The organism is Corynebacterium sp. S5S1 (genome assembly GCF_001913985.1).
Lineage (GTDB): Bacteria > Actinomycetota > Actinomycetes > Mycobacteriales > Mycobacteriaceae > Corynebacterium > Corynebacterium marquesiae.
On record NZ_MKXT01000024.1, the window covers coordinates 1 to 21,871 of the forward strand.

Consider the following 21,871-nt stretch of genomic DNA (forward strand, 5'->3'; position numbering starts at 1 on the left):
GGCCAATATATGCTTTTGGAGCATATATTTTCCGCAAACGCGGAGTTCAGAGCATGAAAATCAACGATTCCGGACACACATTTTGTCGCTTAACCCTCCGCGGACTATAAAGGCCCCGCTACTACGACCAGTGATCGTAGCGGCGGGGCCCGAAGCTAAAGCGCTATGCGCTTAACAAGGGAGGCAGATTACTCTGCGGACTCCTCGGAAGCTTCCTCAGCCTTCTCCTCGGCCTCAGCATCAGCTTCGCCGGCGGCAGCAGCGGCAGCCTCTGCAGCAGCAGCTTCCTCAGCAGCCTTCTTCTCAGCCTCTTCCTTGGCCTTCTTCTTCTTTTCAGTGATGGCCTCGATGGTCGGGCCATTGTTAGCCTCAGCCAGCGCCTCGTTGAAGATCTCCAGCTTGGACTTCTTCTCCTCAGCAACCTTCAGGGTGCCCTCTGCGCCCGGCAGGCCCTTGTGCTTCTGCCAGTCACCGGTGACCTTCAGCAGAGCGAGAACCGGCTCGGTTGGCTGTGCGCCAACGGATAGCCAGTGCTGTGCACGCTCGGAATCGATCTGGATAAGGGAAGGCTCTTCCTTCGGGTGGTAGATACCGATGTTCTCGATGACCTTGCCGTTACGACGGGTGCGGGCATCAGCAATAACAACGCGGTACTCAGCAGCGCGGACCTTGCCCAGGCGCTGCAGCTTGATCTTGACAGCCATGATGGCTCCTTTTCTAGTCACTGGGCAGTTCGGACGCGCACTACATAGTGCGCCGGTTCAACCCTTGGATTTTATCTGCGCGTGACATACCGGCCGACCGTAGACGGGAACGGTGCTACGCAGAATATTACGTTATGTAGTTCATCTAGCTCAGTACAACCGAGAAGATAACTTGAAGTATTTTAGCGCGAGTAGCTGCATTTTCAAAAATTACTACGCCACGCACGCAGGTTCGTTATGCCTGCGATACTGAAGCAGAGTACCCTTAAGGGCCGAATATAGACATTTCGTTTCATATGTATGGCGCGCCTTCCGCCCCACCATCCAGGCAAAGGCGCACGAAAAGACAGTTTATGACTAAAGAATCACCGCGAAATTTCCGGTACCGCTATGACCTTGATGGTCTGCGCGGTATTGCCATTGGCCTAGTAGTTATCTACCACGTTTTTGTCGGACGCGTTTCCGGCGGCGTCGACGTATTCTTGCTGCTATCCGGCTACTTTTTCTTGGGCTCCCAACTGCGCTACGCCAGCAAGCCAAACGCCTCACTAAACCCATGGTGGCCCGTCTGGCGCACCTTGCGGCGCCTGGTACCAAGCTTGGTTTTGGTCATCGGCGTGACCTACATTCTAGTGCGCATTTTCACCCCGCAGCTCATGCGCACCGAGCTCACCCAACAGATCACAGCCACCATGCTGTACTACCAGAACTGGGAGCTAGCGAAACAAAACGCCGACTACACGGCGGCCGCGGCTGATACCTCACCGCTGCAGCACATGTGGTCCATGGCCGTGCAGGGCCAGTTCTACATCATGGGCATTGCCTTCGCGCTCATCTTGGCTGCCATCATGAAGTTCCGGCCGAAGCAGCAGCCTTTGGGCAAGCGCAGCTTCCCCACGGTCAACCAGATTGCTGGCCCGATCCTCATCGTGGTCACCATCGCCTCCTTCGCCTATGCTTCGCGCCACGGCCTCTACGGAACTCCGGAGAACTACTATTCCACCTGGTCACGCGCTTGGGAGTTGACCTTGGGCGCGGTCTTGGCCATCTACGGTTCCTCCTGGAAGATTCCAGCCCGCCTCTATGACCTCTTTACCGGCCTGGGCCTTCTAATGCTCATCTTTACTGGTGCCATCATCGCGGATACCACTGCGTATCCTGGCCCGCTTTCCCTCTTGCCACTAGGCGGCGCCGTGCTCATTATCTTGGGCGGCGGTGGCAAGATTTCCAAGGCCATGGCCTCCAAGCAGGCGCGCTGGCTGGGAGATGTAGCCTACCCGCTCTACTTGTGGCACTGGCCATTGCTCATTTTGTCCACCTCCTACCTGGGTCAAGAGACCCCGTCGTGGTGGTTGGGCGTCATCATTATCGTCATTTCGCTAGTGTTGGCGGACCTCACGCACCGCTTTTTGGAAAAGCCCCTGCGGCAGCATCGCAAGCGCCCCACGGCCGAGGATTTGCCGGTACGCAAGGGTCTGTCGACCTTGCAGAAACCAGCCGGTGCCGCCCGCGGTGTGGGCGGCGTTGTAGTCGCCGCGGCCGTTGTCGGTCTCTTGGCTGTCCAGCCACTGTGGATGCGCACCCTTGATGATGCTGATGCGGAGCTTTTGGACCCTGCCCTCTACCCCGGCGCAACGACGTTCATCAACGACATCACCCCGCCGGATAACGTGGAGGTCAAGCCTGATCCAATTCTGGCCGGCGGAATCCAGCCACCAGTAGCGACAAACTGGTGCTTCGTGCCGGATAGCCAGCCCGCTGACTTCTTCTTCGAAACCCGCAAGGACGGAAAGACCCCCTGCATTTTCGGTGATCCCAACGCAGAGAAGGAAGTCTATTTGGTAGGCGGTTCCCACGCGGAGCAGTATTCTGCCCCGCTGGACCGCTTAGGCAAGGAAATGGGCTTTAAGCTGGTACCGCTGCTGCGCCAGGGCTGCCCGATTGAATTGGGTGACGATGTCACCGTGACCCCAGAGTGTGCCGAGTGGGGCAAGCTGGTCATGGATCGCATCGAAGAGGCAAACCCGGCCTTGGTCATCTCGAATACCACTCGCCCGCAAAATGAATATGGCACCGGCCCTGATGCCGTGCCCGCCGGCTACCAGGCGTTCTGGGATGAATTGGCCGACCGCGATATTCCTTTCTTGGGCTTCCGCGATAACCCGTGGGGATTCGATGAAGAAGGCCGCCCACGCGAGTTTGATGAATGCTACGTCGCTTCCGAAGATGCTTATGGCTGCGGCATGCGCTTTGAGCAGGTCTACCAGCCTTTTGACCCCGGTGCGGTCGTGCTGTCGAAGTACCAGAATATGCTCTCGATTGATACCGCTCCGTGGTTCTGCGATGCCAATGGTGACTGCCCAGTCATCATCGGCAATACGATGGTCTACCGCGACATGCACCACATCACGAATGCTTTTGCGGAATCTGCAATGCCAATGATCCGCGAGGCCCTCAAGCCCTTCCTCGACGGGGAAAAAGTCCAGCAGGAAGCCCCGGACGTCCCACCGGAGCAGGCTGCAGGAGCCGTGGAGCAAGCGCCCGCAGCACCTACCAACGCCAGCAAGCAACATGCCAACCCAGTCCCCTACCCCAACGCCGCACAAGACGATGCCGTCTAGGCCATAGCTCGGTCGTGCACGAGCCCCGAGAGCGAAGGCGCCTCGTGCAAAGGCGCGCTTGGGCTTAGGGCGGCGTCGACAAGCCGCACAAAAAGGAGGCTCCCGCAGCAACGCGGAAGCCTCCTTCTTTATGTCTTAAGGCTGGGGAACACTACTTCTTGCCCTTGCCAAAGTCCAGGTTGTCGAGGTCGATATTTTCCATTCCCTTCGGCATCTTTGGCATGCCGGGCATACCTGGCATGCCACCGCCGCCGCCCATTTGCTGCTGGAGCTTTTGCAGCTCCTCCATGGACGGCATGCCGCCGCCACCGGGCATTCCTGGCATTCCGCCCATGCCCGGCATACCGCCTGGCATCTTCGGGCCGCGGTTGCCACCGCCGCCTTTGCCCTTCTTGCGCTTGCCGTTTTTGCCCTTGCGACCCTTGGGCTTCTTCTTGGTAGCGGAGCGACCGCCCATGCCGCCCATGCCGAATTGGCCGGCCATCTTGGACATCATCTTCTTAGCCTGGTTGAAGCGCTCGATGAGCTGGTTGACCTCGGAAACGCTTACACCAGAACCATTAGCAATGCGCTTGCGGCGCGATGCATTGAGAATCTTCGGATCCTCACGCTCCTGCGGCGTCATACCGCGAATGATCGCCTGGATGCGGTCCAGCTGCTTTTCATCCACCATGGCGGCCATTTCATTCATCTGCTTGCCGCCGGGCATCATCTTCAGCAGATTGCCGATGGGACCCATCTTGCGGATCATCAACATCTGCTCAAGGAAGTCATTTAGCGTCAGCTCGCCAGAGCCCAGCTTAGAGGCTGCCTCTTCGGCTTTCTGATGGTCCAGGGTTGCTTCAGCCTGCTCGATAAGGGAGAGCAAATCACCCATGCCCAGAATGCGGCTGGACATGCGCTCCGGGTGAAAGACATCGAAATCATCGAGCTTCTCACCGGTAGAGGCGTACATGATGGGCTTGCCGGTGACCTCACGGATAGACAAGGCCGCACCACCACGGGCGTCACCGTCCAGCTTAGTGAGAACGACGCCGGTAAAGTCCACGCCATCGCGGAAGGCCTCGGCCGTCTGCACGGCGTCCTGGCCGATCATGGAGTCAATGACAAAAAGGACTTCGTCTGGGTTGACGGCATCGCGGATATTGCGCGCCTGCGTCATCAGGGTCTCATCGATGCCCAAGCGGCCAGCGGTATCGATGATGACCACATCGTGCTGCTTCTGCTTAGCCTCAGCAATGCCCTGCTTAGCGACGTCCACCGGGTCCCCGTGCGAGGTGCCCATTTCATGCTCGTTAGAGTCCAGAGAGGTTCCCGGATCCGGTGCGAAGGTCGGCACCTCAGCGCGCTCGCCGACAATTTGCAGCTGCTGCACCGCGCCCGGACGCTGCAAGTCACAGGCCACCAGCATCGGGGTATGGCCCTGCTTAGCTAGGTGCTTGGCCAACTTACCGGCCAGGGTGGTTTTACCAGCACCCTGCAAGCCGGCGAGCATGATCACCGTCGGCGGGTTCTTAGCCAAGTTCAGGCGGCGGGTTTCGCCACCAAGGATCTCAATGAGCTCCTCATTGACGATTTTGACTACCTGCTGCGCCGGGTTGAGCGCCTCAGAGACTTCCGCGCCGCGGGCGCGTTCCTTGATGCGCTTGATAAAGCCACGGACGACGGTCAAAGACACGTCGGCTTCCAGCAGCGCGAGGCGGATCTCGCGAGCGGTGGCATTGATATCAGCCTCGGTCAGTTTGCCCTTACCGCGCAGGCCCGCCAGGGCTGACTGTAGGCGGTCTGATAGTGAGTCAAACACTACGGATGCGCTCCCTTAATTTAGATCGATCTAAAGTTCAACTATTCAATCTTAGTCCCTAGCCAGGGCCCTGGTCACATTCCCCACCACGGTAGCGCGAGAAACCTGCCCGGCGAGGTACACATTGACGATCATCGTCGCGCCCAAAATCTCATGGCGCAGCCATACAAAGTCCGGCAATGCCTCTACCAAGTGCCCTAAAGCGCCGATGCGCTCGACCGTCCGGATGACCAAAATGCCGCCCACATCGAATGCCGCAGTGGTCACCTCTCCAGAAATGGCCGGCAGCTCCGTATAAGTTCGTGAGTTATAGGACTGAATAAACCTTATCTCCTGCGCTGCCTCCTTCAGGGTCTGTTGCACCGTACGGATGAAAAACTCCGCCTTATAGGCACCGTCCTCCTCGCGAACGATATTCGCCCGCACGATGGTCCACCCCAGCGCCGATAGCAAGGCGAAGATGCGCTTTAGCTCCCCTTGAGAAGTACCGCACCACGACACGCTGACTTCTTGGTCTTCCCAATCCACTGTGAGCGCAACGCCTTCGCTAGATAGCGGTACATGCACAGCAGGGCGGTCGAGAACACGTGGTTTGAGCGCCTCAAGTGCCCGCGCGACGATCAGCTTCTGTGCTTGCTCCACTCGCGGTGTCCACACGCCAGGCCCGGTCGATTGGGCATCAGCCTCAGCCAACACCGCTAACAGGGATATAGTCAGCTGGTCATAATGCGCGGCAGCCAAGAGGGCATCGCGAGCGGCATCGGAAGCCGGGTCCATCGTCGCCGCTAACCGCGCCAAGGTGGTATGTTCTGCCACTAAGGTTTGGGCGCGCGACCTATCGGCGACGCTCAACCGCATACGGGCTGCCTGGCGGGTAATCATCTCCGCACCTACTTGGGCATGAGGGCGTCCGTAGCCCTTGCCTATGTCATGGTAAAGCGCGGCCAGCAGCAATAAATCAGGACGAGCCACCGAGGTACGCATCTGCGCGGACCGCGTTACCGTTGCGATGAGATGATGGTCCACCGCATTGACGTGGCTGCGCTCGCGCGGCAACAAGCCGCGCACATGCCCCCATTCCGGGACTAAGCGTTCCCATAGGCCATAGCGGTCCAAGTCCTGTATGACGCGCGGCGTGCATCGCGGCGAGGACAAAATAGCGAAGAAATCATCCACCGCTGCCCGCGGCCAGCGTAGCGGCAGCTCGGGCAGGTCTTGGAGCTGGTGCCACGTGGTCTCGGCGATGATATATCCCGTGCGTGCCGCGGCAGCCGCCACGCGGGTGAGCAGCCACGGGTCCTCTACATTTGGATTGCGGGAAAGGAAAATGTTGCCGCCCTCGGACACCACGTCCACATCGAGCGGGCGGCGCCGGCCCCGGCCGGTCACCGAAGCATTACGGCCTAGCACCCCACGGGCGGTAGCAAGGCCGCGCTCCACCGCCTTATTGACCGTGGCCGCAGCGCTGACCAAAGCCGCTGTCAAGGCATAACGGCTTTCAAACCCCAGGTCCGCAGCTACATCCGCGGCGAACTCGGGATCCAAGATATCCCGGTGGCGCCGGGCTGTGACGTGCAGGAGCGTGCGGGCGTCGAGAAGCAGCCGCTGCTCAACGTCCAAATCTGGAAAGTCGCACAGGTTGCCCAAAGCCATCGCGCGCAAGAGCTGAATATCGCGCAATCCCCCGCGCCCATTTTTCAAGTCCGGATTCGTCATCGCTGCCACAGCGCCCGAACGCTTCCACCGAGTAATCGCGGTATCCAAGAAATCATCAAAGCCGCGCTGCAGCTGGCGCCGCCACGCCGCGAGCAATTGCGCCCGCGCCTCATCCACCAGAACCTTGCGCCCTGCTACAAAGGCCAAATCCAACTGGGCAAAGCCGGCAGAGGCATCTTCGGCGGCAATCGCCCCGCACTCTTGCGGGGTGCGTAGGGCATAATCCAGGCGGTACTTGGCATCCCACACGGGGTACCACAGCTGCTCCACCAAAGCCGGGTCTGGCTCGTAACCTTCCGGATAGATGAGGATGACATCAATATCGGAGTGCGGAGTCATCTCATTGCGCGCAAAGGATCCGGTGGCAGCGAGCGCTGTTCCCGGTGGAAGCTCGAGACTGCGCAATACACGAAGCGCCGAGGCATGGGCCTCGGCGCGAATCTGTGCGGCGGTATGCATGCGGGCTTAGAGCGCCGCCTCGCCGCGCTCGCCGGTGCGCACACGAATGGCATCTTCAACCGGGGTTACCCACAGCTTGCCATCGCCGATCTTGCCCGTGTAGGCAGCATCCACAATGGCATCAATGATGTCTTCGACGTGGTCATCGGCCGCAACAATTTCCAGCTTCACCTTGGGCACAAAGTCGGTGGCGTATTCTGCTCCGCGGTATACCTCGCTGTGTCCACGCTGCTGCCCAAAGCCCTGGCTTTCAGTAACAGTGAGGCCGCGTACTTCCTGCTGCTCCAGAGCCTGACGGATTTCCGGCAGGGTAAAGGGCTTAACGATGGCCGTGATGAGTTTCATTGTTACTCCTTGCTAACTCTTCGGGGCGGGTCTACAGGCACCGAATAACGTGCACCCATTCTAGCCCGAGCACAGCAATTGCTGTGCAACTTTTTCCACATTGCGTATTCAAAGCGCTGGTGGGTTCAGAAGACCTCCTGTGCAACCAGAAAAGCGGCGAGCTGTTCTGTCTTCCCCGCAGCCACGCGCAGGAACAGAAACGGCTCGCCGCCAGAGGGGGTTGGAGAGAACTAGATATCGTCTTCCTCTGCGTGCACGGTCTGAATTTCCTTATTGTTGTGTTTGGCGTGTTTGACGTCGGTGACGGTTACGCCGTAGATGGAACGGCCCAGATAAAAGGACCCTACTGAGCCGATGATCCATACGCCGAAGCAGGCGATCAGTGCCTGGATGAGCAGCCACAGGGAAAAGCCATCGCGGCCAAAGTCCACGACTAACTTGGCCACAATAATCAGCGGTACCGCAAGTCCCACAGTGGGGCCCAGCAAGTTAGCACGGGTCAAGGCATCGGGCGCTCGCCACAGAGACACCACCGTAGCGACCACCAAGAGGGTAGCGGCGATAAGCAGGACGGAGGCGATAATTTCAGAAATGGCCATAGTTTATCGCCTGCCCTTCGAAATAATGCGGGCCATCGATAGCGTCGGTAGCACACCGGCGGCAATGGCACCAAGGAGTGCAATGTAATACGCCATCGGGGCCTTATTGGTCATCGACCACGCTAAATACATGCAGATCATGCCGTAGAAAACTATATCCGAGGTAATGGCGCGGGTGAGCTCATCGCGCGTACGAAGCGCTAGCAGCACGCCACACCACGTGGCGATGCCAATGATGAATACGCATACAAATATGACCCAGCCGAATGGGGACAATGTGGCAAAGTCAATCATCGCTCGGTCTCCTTTCTGCGTTGTACGTTGCGGGCTCGGCGCTTTGGCTTTTCGACGTCCGCCTGGCTTTCTGAAAGCGGAGTGTCCTCCGCCCGCGCCAAGTCAGGCGAGCGCATATAGCGTCCCACAGACTCGAGCGGATACTCGTAGAAAGCCTCATCCAATTCTGTAGTCTCCCCTTGGCCCGGCACTCCATAATCGATGTCCTTAACCCGCGGGGCGAGGCGCCGTTCCATCTCAGCCAGGTCAGCCACGATTTCCGCCGGGTCGGATCCTTGGACGGCCTGTACCAGCACGATTCGCGGCAGCCCTTGGCGGGGCGGTTCACGCAAACCGAGCGAGAGCGTGCCCGGGGTTGCGGTAATGGAAGACGTAAACCAGAAGATTTCCCAGGCGCTAGTCACGCGCAGGGGGTAGCGAATAATAACCGGATTGTATTCGTTATCCGGTTTGAAGGCCGCCAGTGCCAAGCTAATGCCGGCTACGAAAATCTCCTTGATGAGCCACAATGCATACACAATTGCGTTCATTTAACGGCCCTCCTGGATTTCATCGATATTGGGAACGGCAATCGGCTCATCTCCCAAGACGGTTTCAGTATATGCGTTAGTGTCCAGCAGCTGCTCCGCTGCGGCATCCACAACATCGAGGACGATGCCGGAGAAGATGAACATGCACAGCGAACCAAGGATGAGAGCCGCGGATGGGGCCATGAGCTTTTTGCGGATGACCAATTCATCCGGGACCTTGTCCTCCGGCAGGCCCTTGCCCCAGAAGACCTTGCGCCACACGCGCAGCATGGCCAAGAAGGCAGCGAAGGAAGCGATGATGATGGCCGCGATGGTAATCCAGGCCCAAGCACCGCCCACGCGGGCGATCTCGAAGACAATCATCAACTTGCCCCACATTCCCGAGAACGGTGGGAAGCCCACGACGGAGAATGCACCGGCAGCGAAAATCCACGCGATGATGGGGTCGCGGCGAGCGAGACCGGAAAGCTTGCTGAGCACGCCCGTGCCGTAGGTCTCCTCAATGGCACCAGAGGCCAAGATCAGCGAACCAACGGTCACCATGTGGTGAATCGTGTACATGATGCCAGCTGCCAGTGCGCGACGTGGGTCATCAGAGGTAAACGCAAGCATGACCAAGATGAAAGGCATGCCGTTGAGCATCTGGTAACCGAGGACGCGGCGGATGGAATTTTCCGCTAGGCCGCCGAAGGCACCGATCATCATGGAGATAATCATGATGACGATGATCAACAGATTCCAGCGCTGTTCCAGATCGAATAGCTGCACGTAGAGGCGGTAGAGCATGTAGACGGCCACTTTGGTGTGCAAGCCGGAAAATAGGCCCATCACCGCGGCGGAGGTTCCTGGGTAGGTGCGTGGCAGCCACGACTGCACGGGGAACACGCCGGCCTTGGCGGTAATCGCAATGAGGATCAAGCCTGCTGCCACGGTCACCGGCCCATTGCCCGCCGCTGCGCCCTTCAGTGCGCCTAGGTTGACCGCACCGGTAACCGAATAGATATAACCCACGCCAACAACCAACAAGGTGGAGGCGAAAAGGTTAACCAAGACGAAGGCACGGCCGGCTGCCAAGCGCGACCACGTACCAGACATGGTGATAAGGCCGTAGGACGGCAGAAGCATGACCTCAATAAAAACGAAGAAGTTAAAGAGGTCAGCGGTTAGCAATGCACCGCACACACCGGTGATCAAAATCAGGGTGAGCGAAGGATAGTAGCGAGACTTAGTCTCCCCACCCACAATGGCAAACCAGTTGGCACCAAACGCGACGATCATCGTAGTAATGATCATCAACGCGGAGAAGGCATCCGCCGCAAACGGGATACCCACATTGCCTTGGTAGAGGCCAACAGTATGGGCTACTACCCCATTGTTCATGGTGTAGATGAGCAGGCCCAGGCCGGCGAAAATTCCAACACCCGGGATGATAAGCATGATGGAATCGCGTAGAGCACGCCACGGTGCCAGCAGTGCGAAGGCCGCTGCAATCAGCGGGACCGCTGGAAATAGCGGAAGGAGTTGAGCTACAGCATCAGCCATTATTTGTCATCCTCCTTCTGTTCAGTTGCGCCGCGTTCTGCAACGGGAGTGTTGTGGTCCACCTGACCAATTCGGTCAAGCTGATTGGTGGAATCCTCCAATATTTGGCGATTTTGGGCGTCGCGTCCCAAGGTCGAAAAGGCATGGTCGATGGTGTTGTCATCAACTGGTTCCACCACATCGGTGTCGTCGTTCTTGCCCATGGCCGCCATCGTCAACAAGATGGTCGAGGTTGCCATGGAAATAACAACGGCGGTCAGCACGAAGGCCTGCGGCAGCGGGTCGGCCATCTGATCGTGCGGAACCTGAGATGGGAAGGACTCTCCGCGGTAGGAATACACGCCCGTAGCCAGCAGCATCAGGTTGGCACCGTGGCCAAAAGCCATCATGCCCAGCACGATGCGTACCAAGCCGCGCTGCTGGATGAGATAGACAGCACTACCGATGAGCAAAGCAATAGTCAATGCAAGGATCATTACTTCTCCCCTCCCCGGATAGCCGCGGAGCGCTTACTCTTCCTCTTCGTCTTTGCTTCCGAAGGCGTCAGCAAGGCCAACGGATCGGTCGAAGGGTTGATCGGGTCTGGGTACGGATCGTCGACGTCTTCAAGCGAAATGCGTGGAGTCGTCGGCAGTGCGGAATCATCATCATGAACCCATGGCAAGAATTCACGCTCCGTTCCTGGGCGCAGGTAACCGCCCAATGCGTTAATCGCCATAGTCAACATACCCAGCACCGCTAGGTAGATGCCCAAGTCGAAGATGAGCGAGGTGGTCCAGTGTTGGCCAAAGGCTTCGGCATGGATTGCAGCCAGGAAGCCACCATTGCCAATGCCGTGGTGCAAGTAGCCTACAAAGCCGGCAATCAAGGCGGTGATAATGCCGATACCGGTCAGGTTAATCGGAGTCATGCGGCCGAAAACAATTTCATCGGAGCCACGGGACAGATAGATAAGCCCGATTGCTGCACCCATGATCAGCGCCGCGGGGAAGCCACCGCCGGAGGCATTGTGCCCGCGGAAGAAAACGATGACGGACATAATGACCAACAGCGGGATAACAACATGCACGCCCTTGCGCAATGGCACGGAGTTCAGCTGGGACTGGCCAAACGGCGCTGGGCGTGTACCCGACTTGAACGGGAACCGCGGCAACGTTGTAGTGATTGCTGCAATAACCACTGCAGCCATGCCCAGTACGGAAAGCTCGCCCAAGGTATCGAGTGCACGGAACTCCACGATGATAGTAGCGACAACATTGTCGCCGCCGGTGATGTCCGGAGCATTGTCCAGGTACCACATGGCCAAATCGGAGCGCTCGTGTCGGCCCATGAGTCCCCACACGCCTAGGAACGCAGCCACACCGGCCAAGACCGCAATGACGATGGAGCCGGTCTTGCGGGATTTGTTCTTCACCGGCTGGAAGGTTTCTGGCAGGTAGCGCAGCACCATCATCATGACGATGACGGACAGGGCCTCCACCATAAACTGCGTCAGCGCCACGTCAGGTGCGCCAAGCAGGAACATCTGCAAGGTCACGCCCGAGCCGGCAATGCCAATCATGATGGCACCGGTCAAGCGGTTCTGGGTGCGCACCAGACCAAACATCGCTAGGGCGATGATGCCCAGTGGCAGCAAGTCCCATGGGTTATCCAGACCAGCCACCCGTGGCTGCAGTGCTACGCCGTCGACGCCATCGCGAATGAGGGTGGTAGCTGCCAGCACGATAATCAAAATGACAATCGGCAGCATATGACGGGATGGATTATGCGAATCGGACATCTTGCCCAGAACGCGCCCCAACTGGGAGCAACCCTTCATCAGTGAATACAGCAAATCATTGCCGCTGCGCGGCATGAACTCGTGAGCTTCAAAGCTTGCCCACATCTTCTTGCGGGCAAAGATACCGGCAATACCGACGATGAGGACCACTAGCGAGATAAGGAAAGGAACGTTGAACCCGTGCCAGAGGGCAAGGTGCGAATGATGCTCCAATCCCACGGCAGCCACTGCATCATCAATCGGGGCATCAAAGAGCCCGAGCACAAATACCAGCGGCAGGGACATAAAGCCCGGCAAAGCGGCGGGCAGCCAGAGCGACACGGGGGCTTCGTGGACATGTTCCATGTCGCGAGGTCCATCAAAGAATGCGCCGAAGACAATCTTTGCGGAGTAAGTAAAGGTGAAAAAGGCACCGATGCCAGCAACGATGAGCAGGATTACCTGGCCCGCGCTGCCAATCGGGGCGTCCTCAAACGCCGTGAGCATTCCCTCTTTGGACACAAAGCCCAGAAGCGGTGGCACCGCAGCCATCGAGGCCGCACCAATTACTACGGAGCCAAATGTCCACGGCATCTTATTCCACAGTGGTCCTAGGCGGCGAATATCGCGCGACCCAGCCTCATGGTCGATGACGCCAATGAGCATAAACAGCGAGGACTTAAACAGCGCGTGCGCCAGAGTGTGGACCAACGCTGCAGCGATAGCGAACGGGGTACCCACGCCAATCGTGGCAACAATCCAGCCCAGATGGGAGACGGTGGAATAGGCCGTAAGCTTTTTCAGATCCGTCTTCTGCACTGCAAATACCGCGGACATCACCGCGGTGCCCATGCCTACGACGATGAGCAACCAATTCCACACCGCCGCATCGTGGAAGATGGTGGAAAAACGAATAAGCAGGTACACACCGGCCTTGACCACCGCTGCTGCGTGAAGGAAGGCCGATACCGGGGTGGCGGCGGCCATAGCCTCTGGCAACCAGAAATGGAATGGGAACTGTGCCGCCTTAGTAAAGGCGGACGCCGCAATCAACACGGCTACGGCTGCCGTTATCCCTGGGCGTTCCGTCCATACAGGGGACGCCAAGATATCAGAAACGGTAGTCGATCCGGTCACCGTCGCGGCAATACCCAAGCCGGTCAGCAGGGTCAATCCACCAATAAAGGTTAGGATCAGTGTGCGCTGCGAACCAGCCTCGCCGCCTGAACCGGAGCGAGCAATCAACATAAACGAAGCCAAGGAGACTAGCTCCCAGGCAAGGAACAAAACCACCACGTCATTGGCCAGAACCAGCAACAAGATGGACAGCGTGAACGCTGTCATCAAGGTATAAAAGCTGGTGTTGCCCTCATTCTTGGGCAAATAGGCCGCCGAATATGTGAAAACGACGGCGCCAATGACCAGCGCCAACATAGCGAAGAAGATGCTCAACGCGTCCCCGCGGAGAGCAAAACTTACGTCGACGCCTGGTGCGATGAAATCACGCACCCAAGTGGCGTGGAAACTCAATTCCTCCCCGGCTGCAATGGCAGGAAATTCCTTGGCGATGAGGACCGCTGCAATAAGAAAAAGGCCAGCTAGTGGATAGCCTGCCTTTCGGTCAATAACCTTTACGGTTACCGGTGCCATGATCACTGCCAGCGCCGCGAGGAGGACTGCATAAAGTAGCGTCACGAAATACTTGCCTCACGAACCTTGGTCTAGGTTTAATGCGAATTTCGCATTAAATACAGCCCTTTCAGGCTACCATTCCTGCCAAGGTCAAACCACATTGCAGCATGCCCCTGCGCTACATAAAAGGCAAGCACAACCGCCACAATTACGCTCGCAGGCAGAGAGTTCACAGGCGTTCAGCAGGACTTATTCCCGCGCCAATTGCATAGGACTTTTTACATAGTCTGCGAACCGACAGCGAGATGAGAGCGAAAAGAATTCGCGAGATTGTTGCACGCTATAACTTGCCCATGAAAACAAAGGACTCCCCCAGCACACCGTCGCGCACGTACGTGACACCCGATATGCAGGGGGAGTTGAAAGTTGGCTGCTACTTCTCGCCCAACAGAGCGTCGACGAAGCCTTCAACTTCGAATGGCGCGAGATCATCGGCGCCTTCGCCCAAGCCTACAAGCTTGACTGGAACACCCAATTCTTCTTGTACCTGGAAGACGATTCCGCCCTTAGCGGTGCCGTCCAGCTTGGTGAGAACCACACCGGTGATATCTACTACCTCGCGGAAGATTCGTGCCTGCGTAAGGCCATTCTGCCCCACCGTGGCATCCAATACCAGCAGGACCTCGTCCACATCAGTCTTCTTTTCTACCACGCGCTTGACCTTGCCTAGCTGGTCCATCAAGTCCGTGGAGGTATGGAGCCGGCCTGCGGTGTCGACCAAGACCACATCTACTTGCTGTTCCACGCCGGTTGCTACCGCATCGAAGGCTACCGATGCTGGGTCAGCGCCTTCCTTGCCGCGCACGGTATCGGCGCCAACTCTGCGGCCCCACGTCTCAAGCTGATCAGCGGCCGCAGCTCGGAAAGTGTCGGCCGCGCCCAAAAGGACCTTATGGCCCATGGCTACTAGCACGCGAGCAAGCTTGCCGGTGGTTGTGGTCTTGCCGGTGCCATTGACACCGACGACCATTACGATTGCTGGCTTGCCCTCATTCGGCATGGCCTTAATGGAGCGATCCATCTCTGGGTGGCCTGCTTCAATCAGGCATTCGCGCAGCATGGCACGGGCTTCATCCTCGCTGGAAACGCCGCGCTCTGCAATCTTCTCGCGCAGGGAGTCAGTCACCTTCATCGTGGACTTGGTGCCCAAATCCGCCATGATGAGCGTATCTTCGACTTCCTCCCAGGCTTCTTCATCCAAATCGCCTGCGGACAAAATTCCCATGAGCCCTTGGCCGATGGCATTTTGCGAGCGCGAAAGGCGCCCGCGCAAACGGCCAAGACGCCCACCGGCGGGTGCGATATCATCCTGCGGAGCTGGTGCTGGGGCAGGTTCGCCTGTTGGAACTTCGGTCTGTTCCTTGGCGGCTTCGGCTGCACCGGTTTGTGCCTCGGCAGCAGCTGCGGCTTCTTGGGCTTCCTCTCGGTCGTCCACCCGCTCCTCGATGTCTTCCGCATCATTGTCTTCAACAACCTCGTCGAAGACTGGGGACTCCTCTTCTACCTCGGCATTTTCCACGGAGACAACGTCTTCCGGCTCTTTTGCCTTTTCGGCAGCTGTCGGCTCTTCCGGCTTGGGTGCAGCTTCTGGCTGTCCAGCCGCTTTCGGGGCACGGTCCGCGTGCGATTCTTCGCTTTCCGACGCCCCAGCTGCCGCACCCGCTACGCCTGCCGCGCCAGCAGTCGTCGCCGCGGCCGCAGCGCCAGTTCCCTTGGACTGTGGTTTTTCTGTCTTATCAGCGGAAGATTCTGCCGCTTGCTTCTTCTCCTCCGCTGGCGCTTGGGCCTGGGCCTGCTTAGTAGGCTCTGCCGGCTTGTCGGTCTTCGCCGGCTTCCCCTGCTGAGGTGCCGGTTCGGTTTCTGGCTCCTCTGCCACAGACTTGTCTGCCATAGGCTTGTCGGCCACGGGCTTGTTTGCAGCGGCATCAGTCGTGGGCTGAGCAGACTGTGGCTTAGCCTGTGCCTGCGGCTTTTCCTTAGACTGTGAGGTCTTGCCGCTGAGCTGCTCGTTGGCGATGTCTGTAGCATTCGGCTCTGTCTTCGCTGCCTGCTGCGCTTGAGCTGACTTGTCCGCCTGAACCGGGGCTTTCTGCGCTTCCTTAGCGCCGCCAGCAGGAGCAAAGTTAAAGCCGGACTTGGCTTGATAGTTGCCGGACTTTTGCTCCTGGGTCAGCTGCTTCGGTTCTTCCTCAGCAGGCTTATCAAAGGACACCTTTTTGGCATCGCCGCGCTTTTTGCCGATTACTACGAAAAGAATAATCAGCACGATGACGACGATCGCAATGCCGATCCATAACCATAAAGAATTCATGCCTCTATAGTGCCAGTCTTCTCGGCTCGCGGCACGCCAAACCCCCTCCTATAGCGGAAGGAATTCTGCGGGAAGTCGACGAGCCCAGGTTACTTCCCCGCCTCGTCACCACGGGGAGCATCTACGCCCAAGCGAGTGGCATCCTCGCTGGCTTGCTCCGTTCCAGGGGCGCTGCCTGCGGGATTCATGCGCTGCGAAATCACGCGAGTAACACCATCGCCGCGCATGGTTACGCCATAAAGGACGTTGGCGACATCCATCGTCGGCTTTTGGTGCGTAATGACGATTAGCTGCGAGTCTTTCCGCAGCTCCTCAAAGAGAGCAATGAGGCGGCGCAGGTTGACGTCATCAAGCGCTGCCTCAACCTCGTCCATGACATAGAACGGGCTGGGGCGGGCGCGGAAGATGGCTACCAGCATCGCTAGCGCAGTAAGCGACTTCTCGCCACCAGATAGCAAGGACAGGCGCTTGACTTTCTTGCCCGGTGGGCGCGCTTCCACCTCGATGCCAGTGGTGAGCATGTCCTCCGGCTCTGTGAGGATAAGCCGCCCCTCGCCACCGGGGAAAAGGGTCTGAAAAACCTTAGGAAATTCTGCTTCGACGTCGTGCCACGCATCGGTAAACAGTTGCAAAATCTGCGCGTCTACATCTTCGATAACGCCCGCCAGATCCTTGCGGGCTTGGATGACATCCTCCAACTGAGTAGAGAGGAAGGAATAGCGCTCCTCCAAAGCCTTGTATTCTTCCAGCGCGAGCGGATTGACCTTGCCTAGGGAATTGAGGTCTTTTTCTGCTTGCTTCAAGCGCGCGTTTTCCGCCCCGCGGTCGAAATCTTCGCCTGGAGTGTAGTCCTGCAAGAGATCTGAAATCGCAATGCCCAGCTGTTCCACAATCTTGGCTTCGGCTTCGTCCACACGCACCTGCGCCTGGGAGCGAGCAATTTCCGAGTCATGGGCGCGGTTGGTCAGCCGGTCCAGCTGCTGCCGCGCGGCCGAGACGTGTTGCTTAACCTGCTGCAGCTGCGAGTTTAGGGAGGTGCGCTGTGCAAAGTAATCATCGCGCTCAGAGGTCGCGCGCTCGAGGAGCTGCGTAGCGCGGGCAGCCAAATCGCGGGAATGCTTGGCTACCGCACCGGCCAATTCTCCCTGGGCCTTGCGCCGCGCCATTGCTTGCTCATGGCGGGCCTTGGCTTGGCGTTCATGCTGCGCTTGGCGACGCAACGCCTCTCCCTTCCCCGCTACCTGCCCCACGTGGTCTTGGGCAGAGCGGGCTGCAACCTGCGCCTCCATTTCCATGGACTTGACCTGCTCTAATGCTGCGGAGGCCTCATCGCGCTCCACCGAAGAAGGTTCGTCGGGTTGTTCGTCCGCATCGACGCGGGCGAGCCTATCGCGGGCGTCGGCAAGCTGCGTGCGGGCCTCGGTCAGCTTGACCTCGATCTCGGTCGCGCGCGCCGCGGCCTTCTCGTGCTCATTCTTATTGGCCTCGTATTGCTTGAGCAGGCGCTGGTGATCGCGCTTCCACGCATCAACTTCAGTATCGTGCTCGCGCAAGGCGGCCTTTGCCGAGGCTGCAGTCACTCGGGCATCCTCCGCCGCGATCTTCGCGCCCTCAAGCGTGCCCGATAGTTCTTCCAGCTCCTGCGTGGCAGATTCCAACTGCTCCTCTGCCTCCGCGATGCGGGCGGAAACCTCGACGGTGGATGAGGCACCGGTGCCTACTTCTACCCAACCTTCACCCAGCACCACGCCGGATTCGGTGACCGCACGCAAGCGCGGGTCCTCGGCCACCAGCTTTCTCGCCTCCGCGACATCGGAGACGAGCACGACATCCGCAAGGAGGCGGTGCAGCGCGGCGGATACCTCTGGAACCACCGCAATGTGGTCGAGCAACCACGAGGTGCCTGCGGGCAAAGACGCATCCACGCGCCAGGAAGAGGAAGGGGCGGCCACGGAGACGTCGATAAGCGCAGAGCGCGTGCCCTTTTCCAAGTCCGCAATCAGCTGGGCAGAAATCTCGCCCGCCTGGGCCTCTGCAAAAGCACCCAACGCGGCAGCTACCGCGGTCTCGTACTTGGTGGTAATGAACTCGGCCAACGGTTGGAAATGCTCGCCGACCTCAATCTTTTCCGGCGCAGTTTGAGCCAAGGTATCGATGCGGGAGCGCAACGTGTAGACGGCGCGCTCGCGCTCGCGCTGCTCATCGCGTAGCTGCTCCAAACGCTTATCGGCCGCACCCGATTCACTGGCCGCTCGCACATGGGCTTCCTCGAGCGGCTCACGCTCACCGGCCAAAGACTGCAACTTATCCGCTACCTCATCGGCTTCCGCCTGGGCAGCTTGGGTGCGCTGCTTGGTAGAAGTCAAGGTCTCCTCTTGACGCGCCAGCTCCTCTTCTGTCGAAGTTACCTGGCCTGCCGCCTTTTCTTCTGCGGCGATGAGGCGGACGACGCCCTCACGCCTATCCGCAATAGCACGCAGCTGCGCCATGTGCTCGCGCTCAGCGGCCTCGAATGCCTCACGACGCTCTGCTACCTCCTCGCGGATGGCCTCCAAGCGCTCCGCAGCTTCCTCCGCCGCGGCGAGAAGCTCCGCATGCTCTTCGTCCGCGCGGGCAGCACGGGCCTCTAGGTCATCCGGATCCTGCCCAGAATAGGCCACCTGGGCGCCGGCATTGGCCGCTCGTTCCTCCGCGATGCGCTGGGTGGCGGAAATGCGCTCGGAAAGCGTGGATAGGTCGAACCACAGCTTTTGGGCGGAATCCGCCTTGGGGTTAACCTCCTCCAGCTGGGCTTCCACTTCTAGCTGGGAACCCGTTGCCTCTTCTAGCTGCGCAGTAACTTCTTCTACTTGCTCGGCTAGGACCTCGGCCGCGCGCTCGGCCTCCTGAAACTTGCTGCGCAGGCGCACTACCCTATCGCCGGCAAGCCGCAGGCGAGCGTCGCGCAAATCAGCCTGTACAGTGGCAGCGCGCTGCGCGGCCTCAGCCTGACGGGCCAAAGGCTTGAGCTGCTTGCCCAACTCATCAGTAAGGTCCTGCAGGCGATCCAAATTGGCCTGCATGCCGGTGAGCTTGCGCTGCGCTTTTTCCTTGCGGCGGCGGTGCTTGAGCACACCCGCAGCCTCTTCGATATACGAGCGCCGATCCTCAGGCCGCGATTCTAGGATCTCAGAAAGCTTGCCTTGGCCGACGATAATGTGCATCTCGCGGCCGATACCGGAATCAGAGAGCAGCTCCTGAATATCCATCAGGCGCGCTTTGGAGCCATTGATTTCGTATTCGCTGGCGCCATCGCGGAACATCCGGCGGGTGACCGACACTTCCGAGTATTCGATTGGCAGCGCACCGTCCGCATTATCAATGGTGAGGGTGACCTCGGCGCGCCCCAGCGCTTTGCGGTCACCAGCGCCGGCAAAGATGACGTCCTGCATCTTTCCACCGCGCAGCGTCTTGGCGCTTCCCTCACCCATAACCCAGGCCAGGGCGTCGACCACATTGGACTTGCCGGAGCCATTCGGTCCGACGACGGCGCAAATTCCTGGCTCGAATTTCAGAGACGTCGCCGACGCGAATGATTTGAAGCCTTTCAGCGTCAGCGATTTCAGGTGCATTTGGGTAAGTTTAGCAAGCCTTGAACGCAGCCGCCCAGCCGAGCCTCGAGATTCGGTCGGGCGGGCTTGTGCTGCGAGTTAGCGTTCGATGAAGCCAGATTCGCCCTTAGGGGCAGCCCATTGTTCGACGACCAGATCCACCGTTCCCGGGCGGCGGGTCGTACTCGGCTGCTCATTGAGGAGTCCCAGCAATTCCTCGCATTTCTCCCGCGGACCTTCAGCTACCACCTGCACCCGGCCATCGGCCAGATTAGTGGCATGCCCGTTCAAGCCGAGCTCAAGGGCACGGGAGCGCGTCCACCACCGAAAGCCCACGCCTTGAACGTGCCCATGGACAAAAGCGGTCATTCTTTCCAGTGCCATGCGGCCTCCCTAATTTCTAATAGCGGTCGTGGTGTCCCTTATCACGCAACACGCGGCGATCCTCCTCGCTGCGGCGAGTGACAGGATCCGATCCGTCCCAGCACTCTACGCCCTTCAGCTCCGGCATCATATCGCGGTGGAATACCGGGTCAATGCCGTGGCTGCGCTGCTTGTTGTAATTCTTGAGCAACTTAATCGCCACACCGGATAGTGGCACGATGGCGATGATATTGAGAATCACCATGGTTGCCGCACCGGTATCTGCCAAGGCAAAGACCAGCGGCAGGGAGCCCACTGCGCCGAACCAGACAAAGAAAAGCACAACGAGGCGGAAGATTACCAGCGCAAGCTTGCTCTGGGTGAGGTACTCCAGGTTAGATTCCGCCAAGTAATAATTGCCCAGGATGGAGGAGAAAGCCAGGAAGAAAAGGATGAAGCTGACGAAGTGGATGCCCCACTCGCCCACCTCAGAAGACAAAGCCGCCTGAGTCAAGGAGACGCCTTCTGCCTCAGCGCCGTAGGCAATCTCCGGCCCCAGCAAGATGACGAAGGCGGTGATGGTACACACCACCAAGGTGTCGAAGTACACGCCAAGGGTTTGCACCAGGCCCTGCTTGACCGGGTGCGAGACTGCCGCGGTAGCCGCTGCATTCGGAGCAGAGCCCTCGCCAGCTTCGTTGGAAAACAGTCCGCGCTGAATACCCTTCATCATGGCCGCACCGAGACCGGCGCCCGCGATTTCCTTAATGCCCAGTGCGTGACCGACAATATCTCCAATCATTCCCGGCACCTTGTCAAAGTTCGTGATGACTACAAAACCGCCGACAAGCAGGTAGGCCACCGCCATAAAAGGCACGATGATCTGGGTGATATTGGCAATGCGGTTAACACCGCCAAAGATGATGAGGCCTGCAACCACGGCGATACCAACACCGATGATGGCGCGGAACATGGTGTCATCGCGGTCAAAAGAGAAGGACACCGCATCCGCGATGGCGTTGGTCTGGAAGGCGTTGTAGACCAAACCAAAGGTAAAGGCAATAGCGATGGAGAAAAGAACGCCAAGCGGGCCCCAGCCCAAACCCCGCTTCATGTAGTACGCTGGGCCGCCACGGTAACCATCACCATCGCGCACCTTCCACAGCTGCGCCAGCGTGGATTCGATGAATGCAGTTGCACCACCAAGGATGGCGATGAGCCACATCCAAAAGACAGCACCTGGACCGCCCACGGAAATGGCCACGGCCACGCCGGCTACGTTACCGGTGCCGACGCGGGAGGCGGCCGAGATAGTGAAGGCCTTGAAAGCAGAGATGCCGCCGTAGTCCTCATCCTCATCGCGACCTTCCCCCTTGGGTCGCTCGACAACGGCGCGGAACATATCTGGCACCATGCGCACCTGCACCAAAGCGGTACGGATGCCGAAGAATAGGCCCGCAGCGATGAGCAGCCAGGGCAGAATCCACGACCAGACGCCGTCATTAAATGTCGTTACGACATTTTCAAGAAAATCCATGCAGA

Annotated in this window: 15 protein-coding genes; 1 reads left to right on the forward strand and 14 read right to left on the reverse strand. The window is 58.8% G+C overall.

Features of this window, described 5'->3' with window-relative positions; translation table 11 throughout:
* Positions 1–188: 188 nt before the first annotated feature.
* Positions 189–704: a 30S ribosomal protein S16 gene (gene rpsP / locus BKN05_RS09035; RefSeq protein WP_005325261.1), complete on the reverse strand. Its 516-nt coding sequence runs from the start codon at positions 702–704 to the stop codon at positions 189–191.
* A gap of 353 nt (positions 705–1,057) precedes the next feature.
* On the opposite strand from rpsP, the gene BKN05_RS09040 reads away from it, so the two are divergent.
* Entirely contained in the window at positions 1,058–3,325 is a 2,268-nt protein-coding gene (locus tag BKN05_RS09040; RefSeq protein ID WP_198491640.1) for an acyltransferase family protein, read from the forward strand.
* Between the two features lie 151 nt (positions 3,326–3,476).
* On the opposite strand, the gene ffh is transcribed toward BKN05_RS09040, so the two are convergent.
* From ffh to BKN05_RS09105, 13 genes are all read right to left on the reverse strand, one after another.
* Entirely contained in the window at positions 3,477–5,129 is a 1,653-nt protein-coding gene (gene ffh, locus BKN05_RS09045; protein WP_198491641.1) for a signal recognition particle protein, read from the reverse strand.
* Positions 5,130–5,180: 51 nt separating this feature from the next.
* Positions 5,181–7,304, reverse strand: a complete 2,124-nt coding sequence (locus BKN05_RS09050; protein WP_286688480.1) for a [protein-PII] uridylyltransferase — start codon at positions 7,302–7,304, stop codon at positions 5,181–5,183.
* A gap of 6 nt (positions 7,305–7,310) precedes the next feature.
* Positions 7,311–7,649 (reverse strand): P-II family nitrogen regulator, encoded by a 339-nt coding sequence (locus BKN05_RS09055; protein ID WP_286688481.1) that lies wholly within the window; start codon positions 7,647–7,649, stop codon positions 7,311–7,313.
* A 230-nt stretch (positions 7,650–7,879) separates the two neighbouring features.
* Complete coding sequence (locus tag BKN05_RS09060; protein ID WP_286688482.1) at positions 7,880–8,248, reverse strand: Na+/H+ antiporter subunit G; 369 nt, start codon at positions 8,246–8,248, stop codon at positions 7,880–7,882.
* Positions 8,249–8,251: 3 nt separating this feature from the next.
* Positions 8,252–8,542, reverse strand: coding sequence for a cation:proton antiporter (locus BKN05_RS09065; RefSeq protein ID WP_286688483.1), 291 nt, complete (start codon positions 8,540–8,542; stop codon positions 8,252–8,254).
* On the reverse strand, positions 8,539–9,072 hold the full coding sequence (locus BKN05_RS09070) for a monovalent cation/H+ antiporter subunit E (RefSeq protein WP_225746775.1): 534 nt from the start codon (positions 9,070–9,072) through the stop codon (positions 8,539–8,541). The genes BKN05_RS09065 and BKN05_RS09070 overlap by 4 nt, the downstream gene beginning before the upstream one ends.
* Positions 9,073–10,614 carry a monovalent cation/H+ antiporter subunit D family protein gene (locus BKN05_RS09075; RefSeq protein ID WP_286688484.1) on the reverse strand — a complete coding sequence of 514 codons (1,542 nt, stop codon included), beginning with the start codon at positions 10,612–10,614 and terminating at the stop codon, positions 9,073–9,075.
* Positions 10,614–11,090 carry a sodium:proton antiporter gene (locus BKN05_RS09080; RefSeq protein WP_049378298.1) on the reverse strand — a complete coding sequence of 159 codons (477 nt, stop codon included), beginning with the start codon at positions 11,088–11,090 and terminating at the stop codon, positions 10,614–10,616. The genes BKN05_RS09075 and BKN05_RS09080 overlap by 1 nt, the downstream gene beginning before the upstream one ends.
* Positions 11,090–14,068, reverse strand: a complete 2,979-nt coding sequence (locus tag BKN05_RS09085; protein WP_286688485.1) for a DUF4040 family protein — start codon at positions 14,066–14,068, stop codon at positions 11,090–11,092. Before BKN05_RS09085 ends, BKN05_RS09080 begins: the two co-directional genes overlap by 1 nt.
* 370 nt (positions 14,069–14,438) lie before the next feature.
* On the reverse strand, positions 14,439–16,376 hold the full coding sequence (gene ftsY / locus BKN05_RS09090) for a signal recognition particle-docking protein FtsY (protein ID WP_286688486.1): 1,938 nt from the start codon (positions 16,374–16,376) through the stop codon (positions 14,439–14,441).
* A gap of 89 nt (positions 16,377–16,465) precedes the next feature.
* Positions 16,466–19,987, reverse strand: a complete 3,522-nt coding sequence (gene smc, locus BKN05_RS09095) for a chromosome segregation protein SMC (protein WP_049378301.1) — start codon at positions 19,985–19,987, stop codon at positions 16,466–16,468.
* A gap of 78 nt (positions 19,988–20,065) precedes the next feature.
* Positions 20,066–20,350, reverse strand: a complete 285-nt coding sequence (locus BKN05_RS09100; RefSeq protein WP_049378302.1) for an acylphosphatase — start codon at positions 20,348–20,350, stop codon at positions 20,066–20,068.
* 16 nt (positions 20,351–20,366) lie between these two features.
* Positions 20,367–21,866 carry an alanine/glycine:cation symporter family protein gene (locus BKN05_RS09105; protein ID WP_049378303.1) on the reverse strand — a complete coding sequence of 500 codons (1,500 nt, stop codon included), beginning with the start codon at positions 21,864–21,866 and terminating at the stop codon, positions 20,367–20,369.
* Between the last annotated feature and the right edge of the window lie 5 nt (positions 21,867–21,871).

Excerpts from the sequence above, each read along its gene's own strand:
- ftsY (WP_286688486.1), bottom strand. The coding sequence starts at position 16,376 with ATGAATTCTTTATGGTTATGGATCGGCATTGCGATCGTCGTCATCGTG.
- BKN05_RS09075 (WP_286688484.1), bottom strand. The coding sequence starts at position 10,614 with ATGGCTGATGCTGTAGCTCAACTCCTTCCGCTATTTCCAGCGGTCCCG.
- BKN05_RS09050 (WP_286688480.1), bottom strand. The coding sequence starts at position 7,304 with ATGCATACCGCCGCACAGATTCGCGCCGAGGCCCATGCCTCGGCGCTT.
- BKN05_RS09065 (WP_286688483.1), bottom strand. The coding sequence starts at position 8,542 with ATGATTGACTTTGCCACATTGTCCCCATTCGGCTGGGTCATATTTGTA.
- BKN05_RS09070 (WP_225746775.1), bottom strand. The coding sequence starts at position 9,072 with ATGAACGCAATTGTGTATGCATTGTGGCTCATCAAGGAGATTTTCGTA.
- smc (WP_049378301.1), bottom strand. The coding sequence starts at position 19,987 with ATGCACCTGAAATCGCTGACGCTGAAAGGCTTCAAATCATTCGCGTCG.
- BKN05_RS09105 (WP_049378303.1), bottom strand. The coding sequence starts at position 21,866 with ATGGATTTTCTTGAAAATGTCGTAACGACATTTAATGACGGCGTCTGG.
- BKN05_RS09080 (WP_049378298.1), bottom strand. The coding sequence starts at position 11,090 with ATGATCCTTGCATTGACTATTGCTTTGCTCATCGGTAGTGCTGTCTAT.
- BKN05_RS09100 (WP_049378302.1), bottom strand. The coding sequence starts at position 20,350 with ATGGCACTGGAAAGAATGACCGCTTTTGTCCATGGGCACGTTCAAGGC.
- BKN05_RS09060 (WP_286688482.1), bottom strand. The coding sequence starts at position 8,248 with ATGGCCATTTCTGAAATTATCGCCTCCGTCCTGCTTATCGCCGCTACC.
- rpsP (WP_005325261.1), bottom strand. The coding sequence starts at position 704 with ATGGCTGTCAAGATCAAGCTGCAGCGCCTGGGCAAGGTCCGCGCTGCT.
- BKN05_RS09040 (WP_198491640.1), top strand. The coding sequence starts at position 1,058 with ATGACTAAAGAATCACCGCGAAATTTCCGGTACCGCTATGACCTTGAT.
- BKN05_RS09055 (WP_286688481.1), bottom strand. The coding sequence starts at position 7,649 with ATGAAACTCATCACGGCCATCGTTAAGCCCTTTACCCTGCCGGAAATC.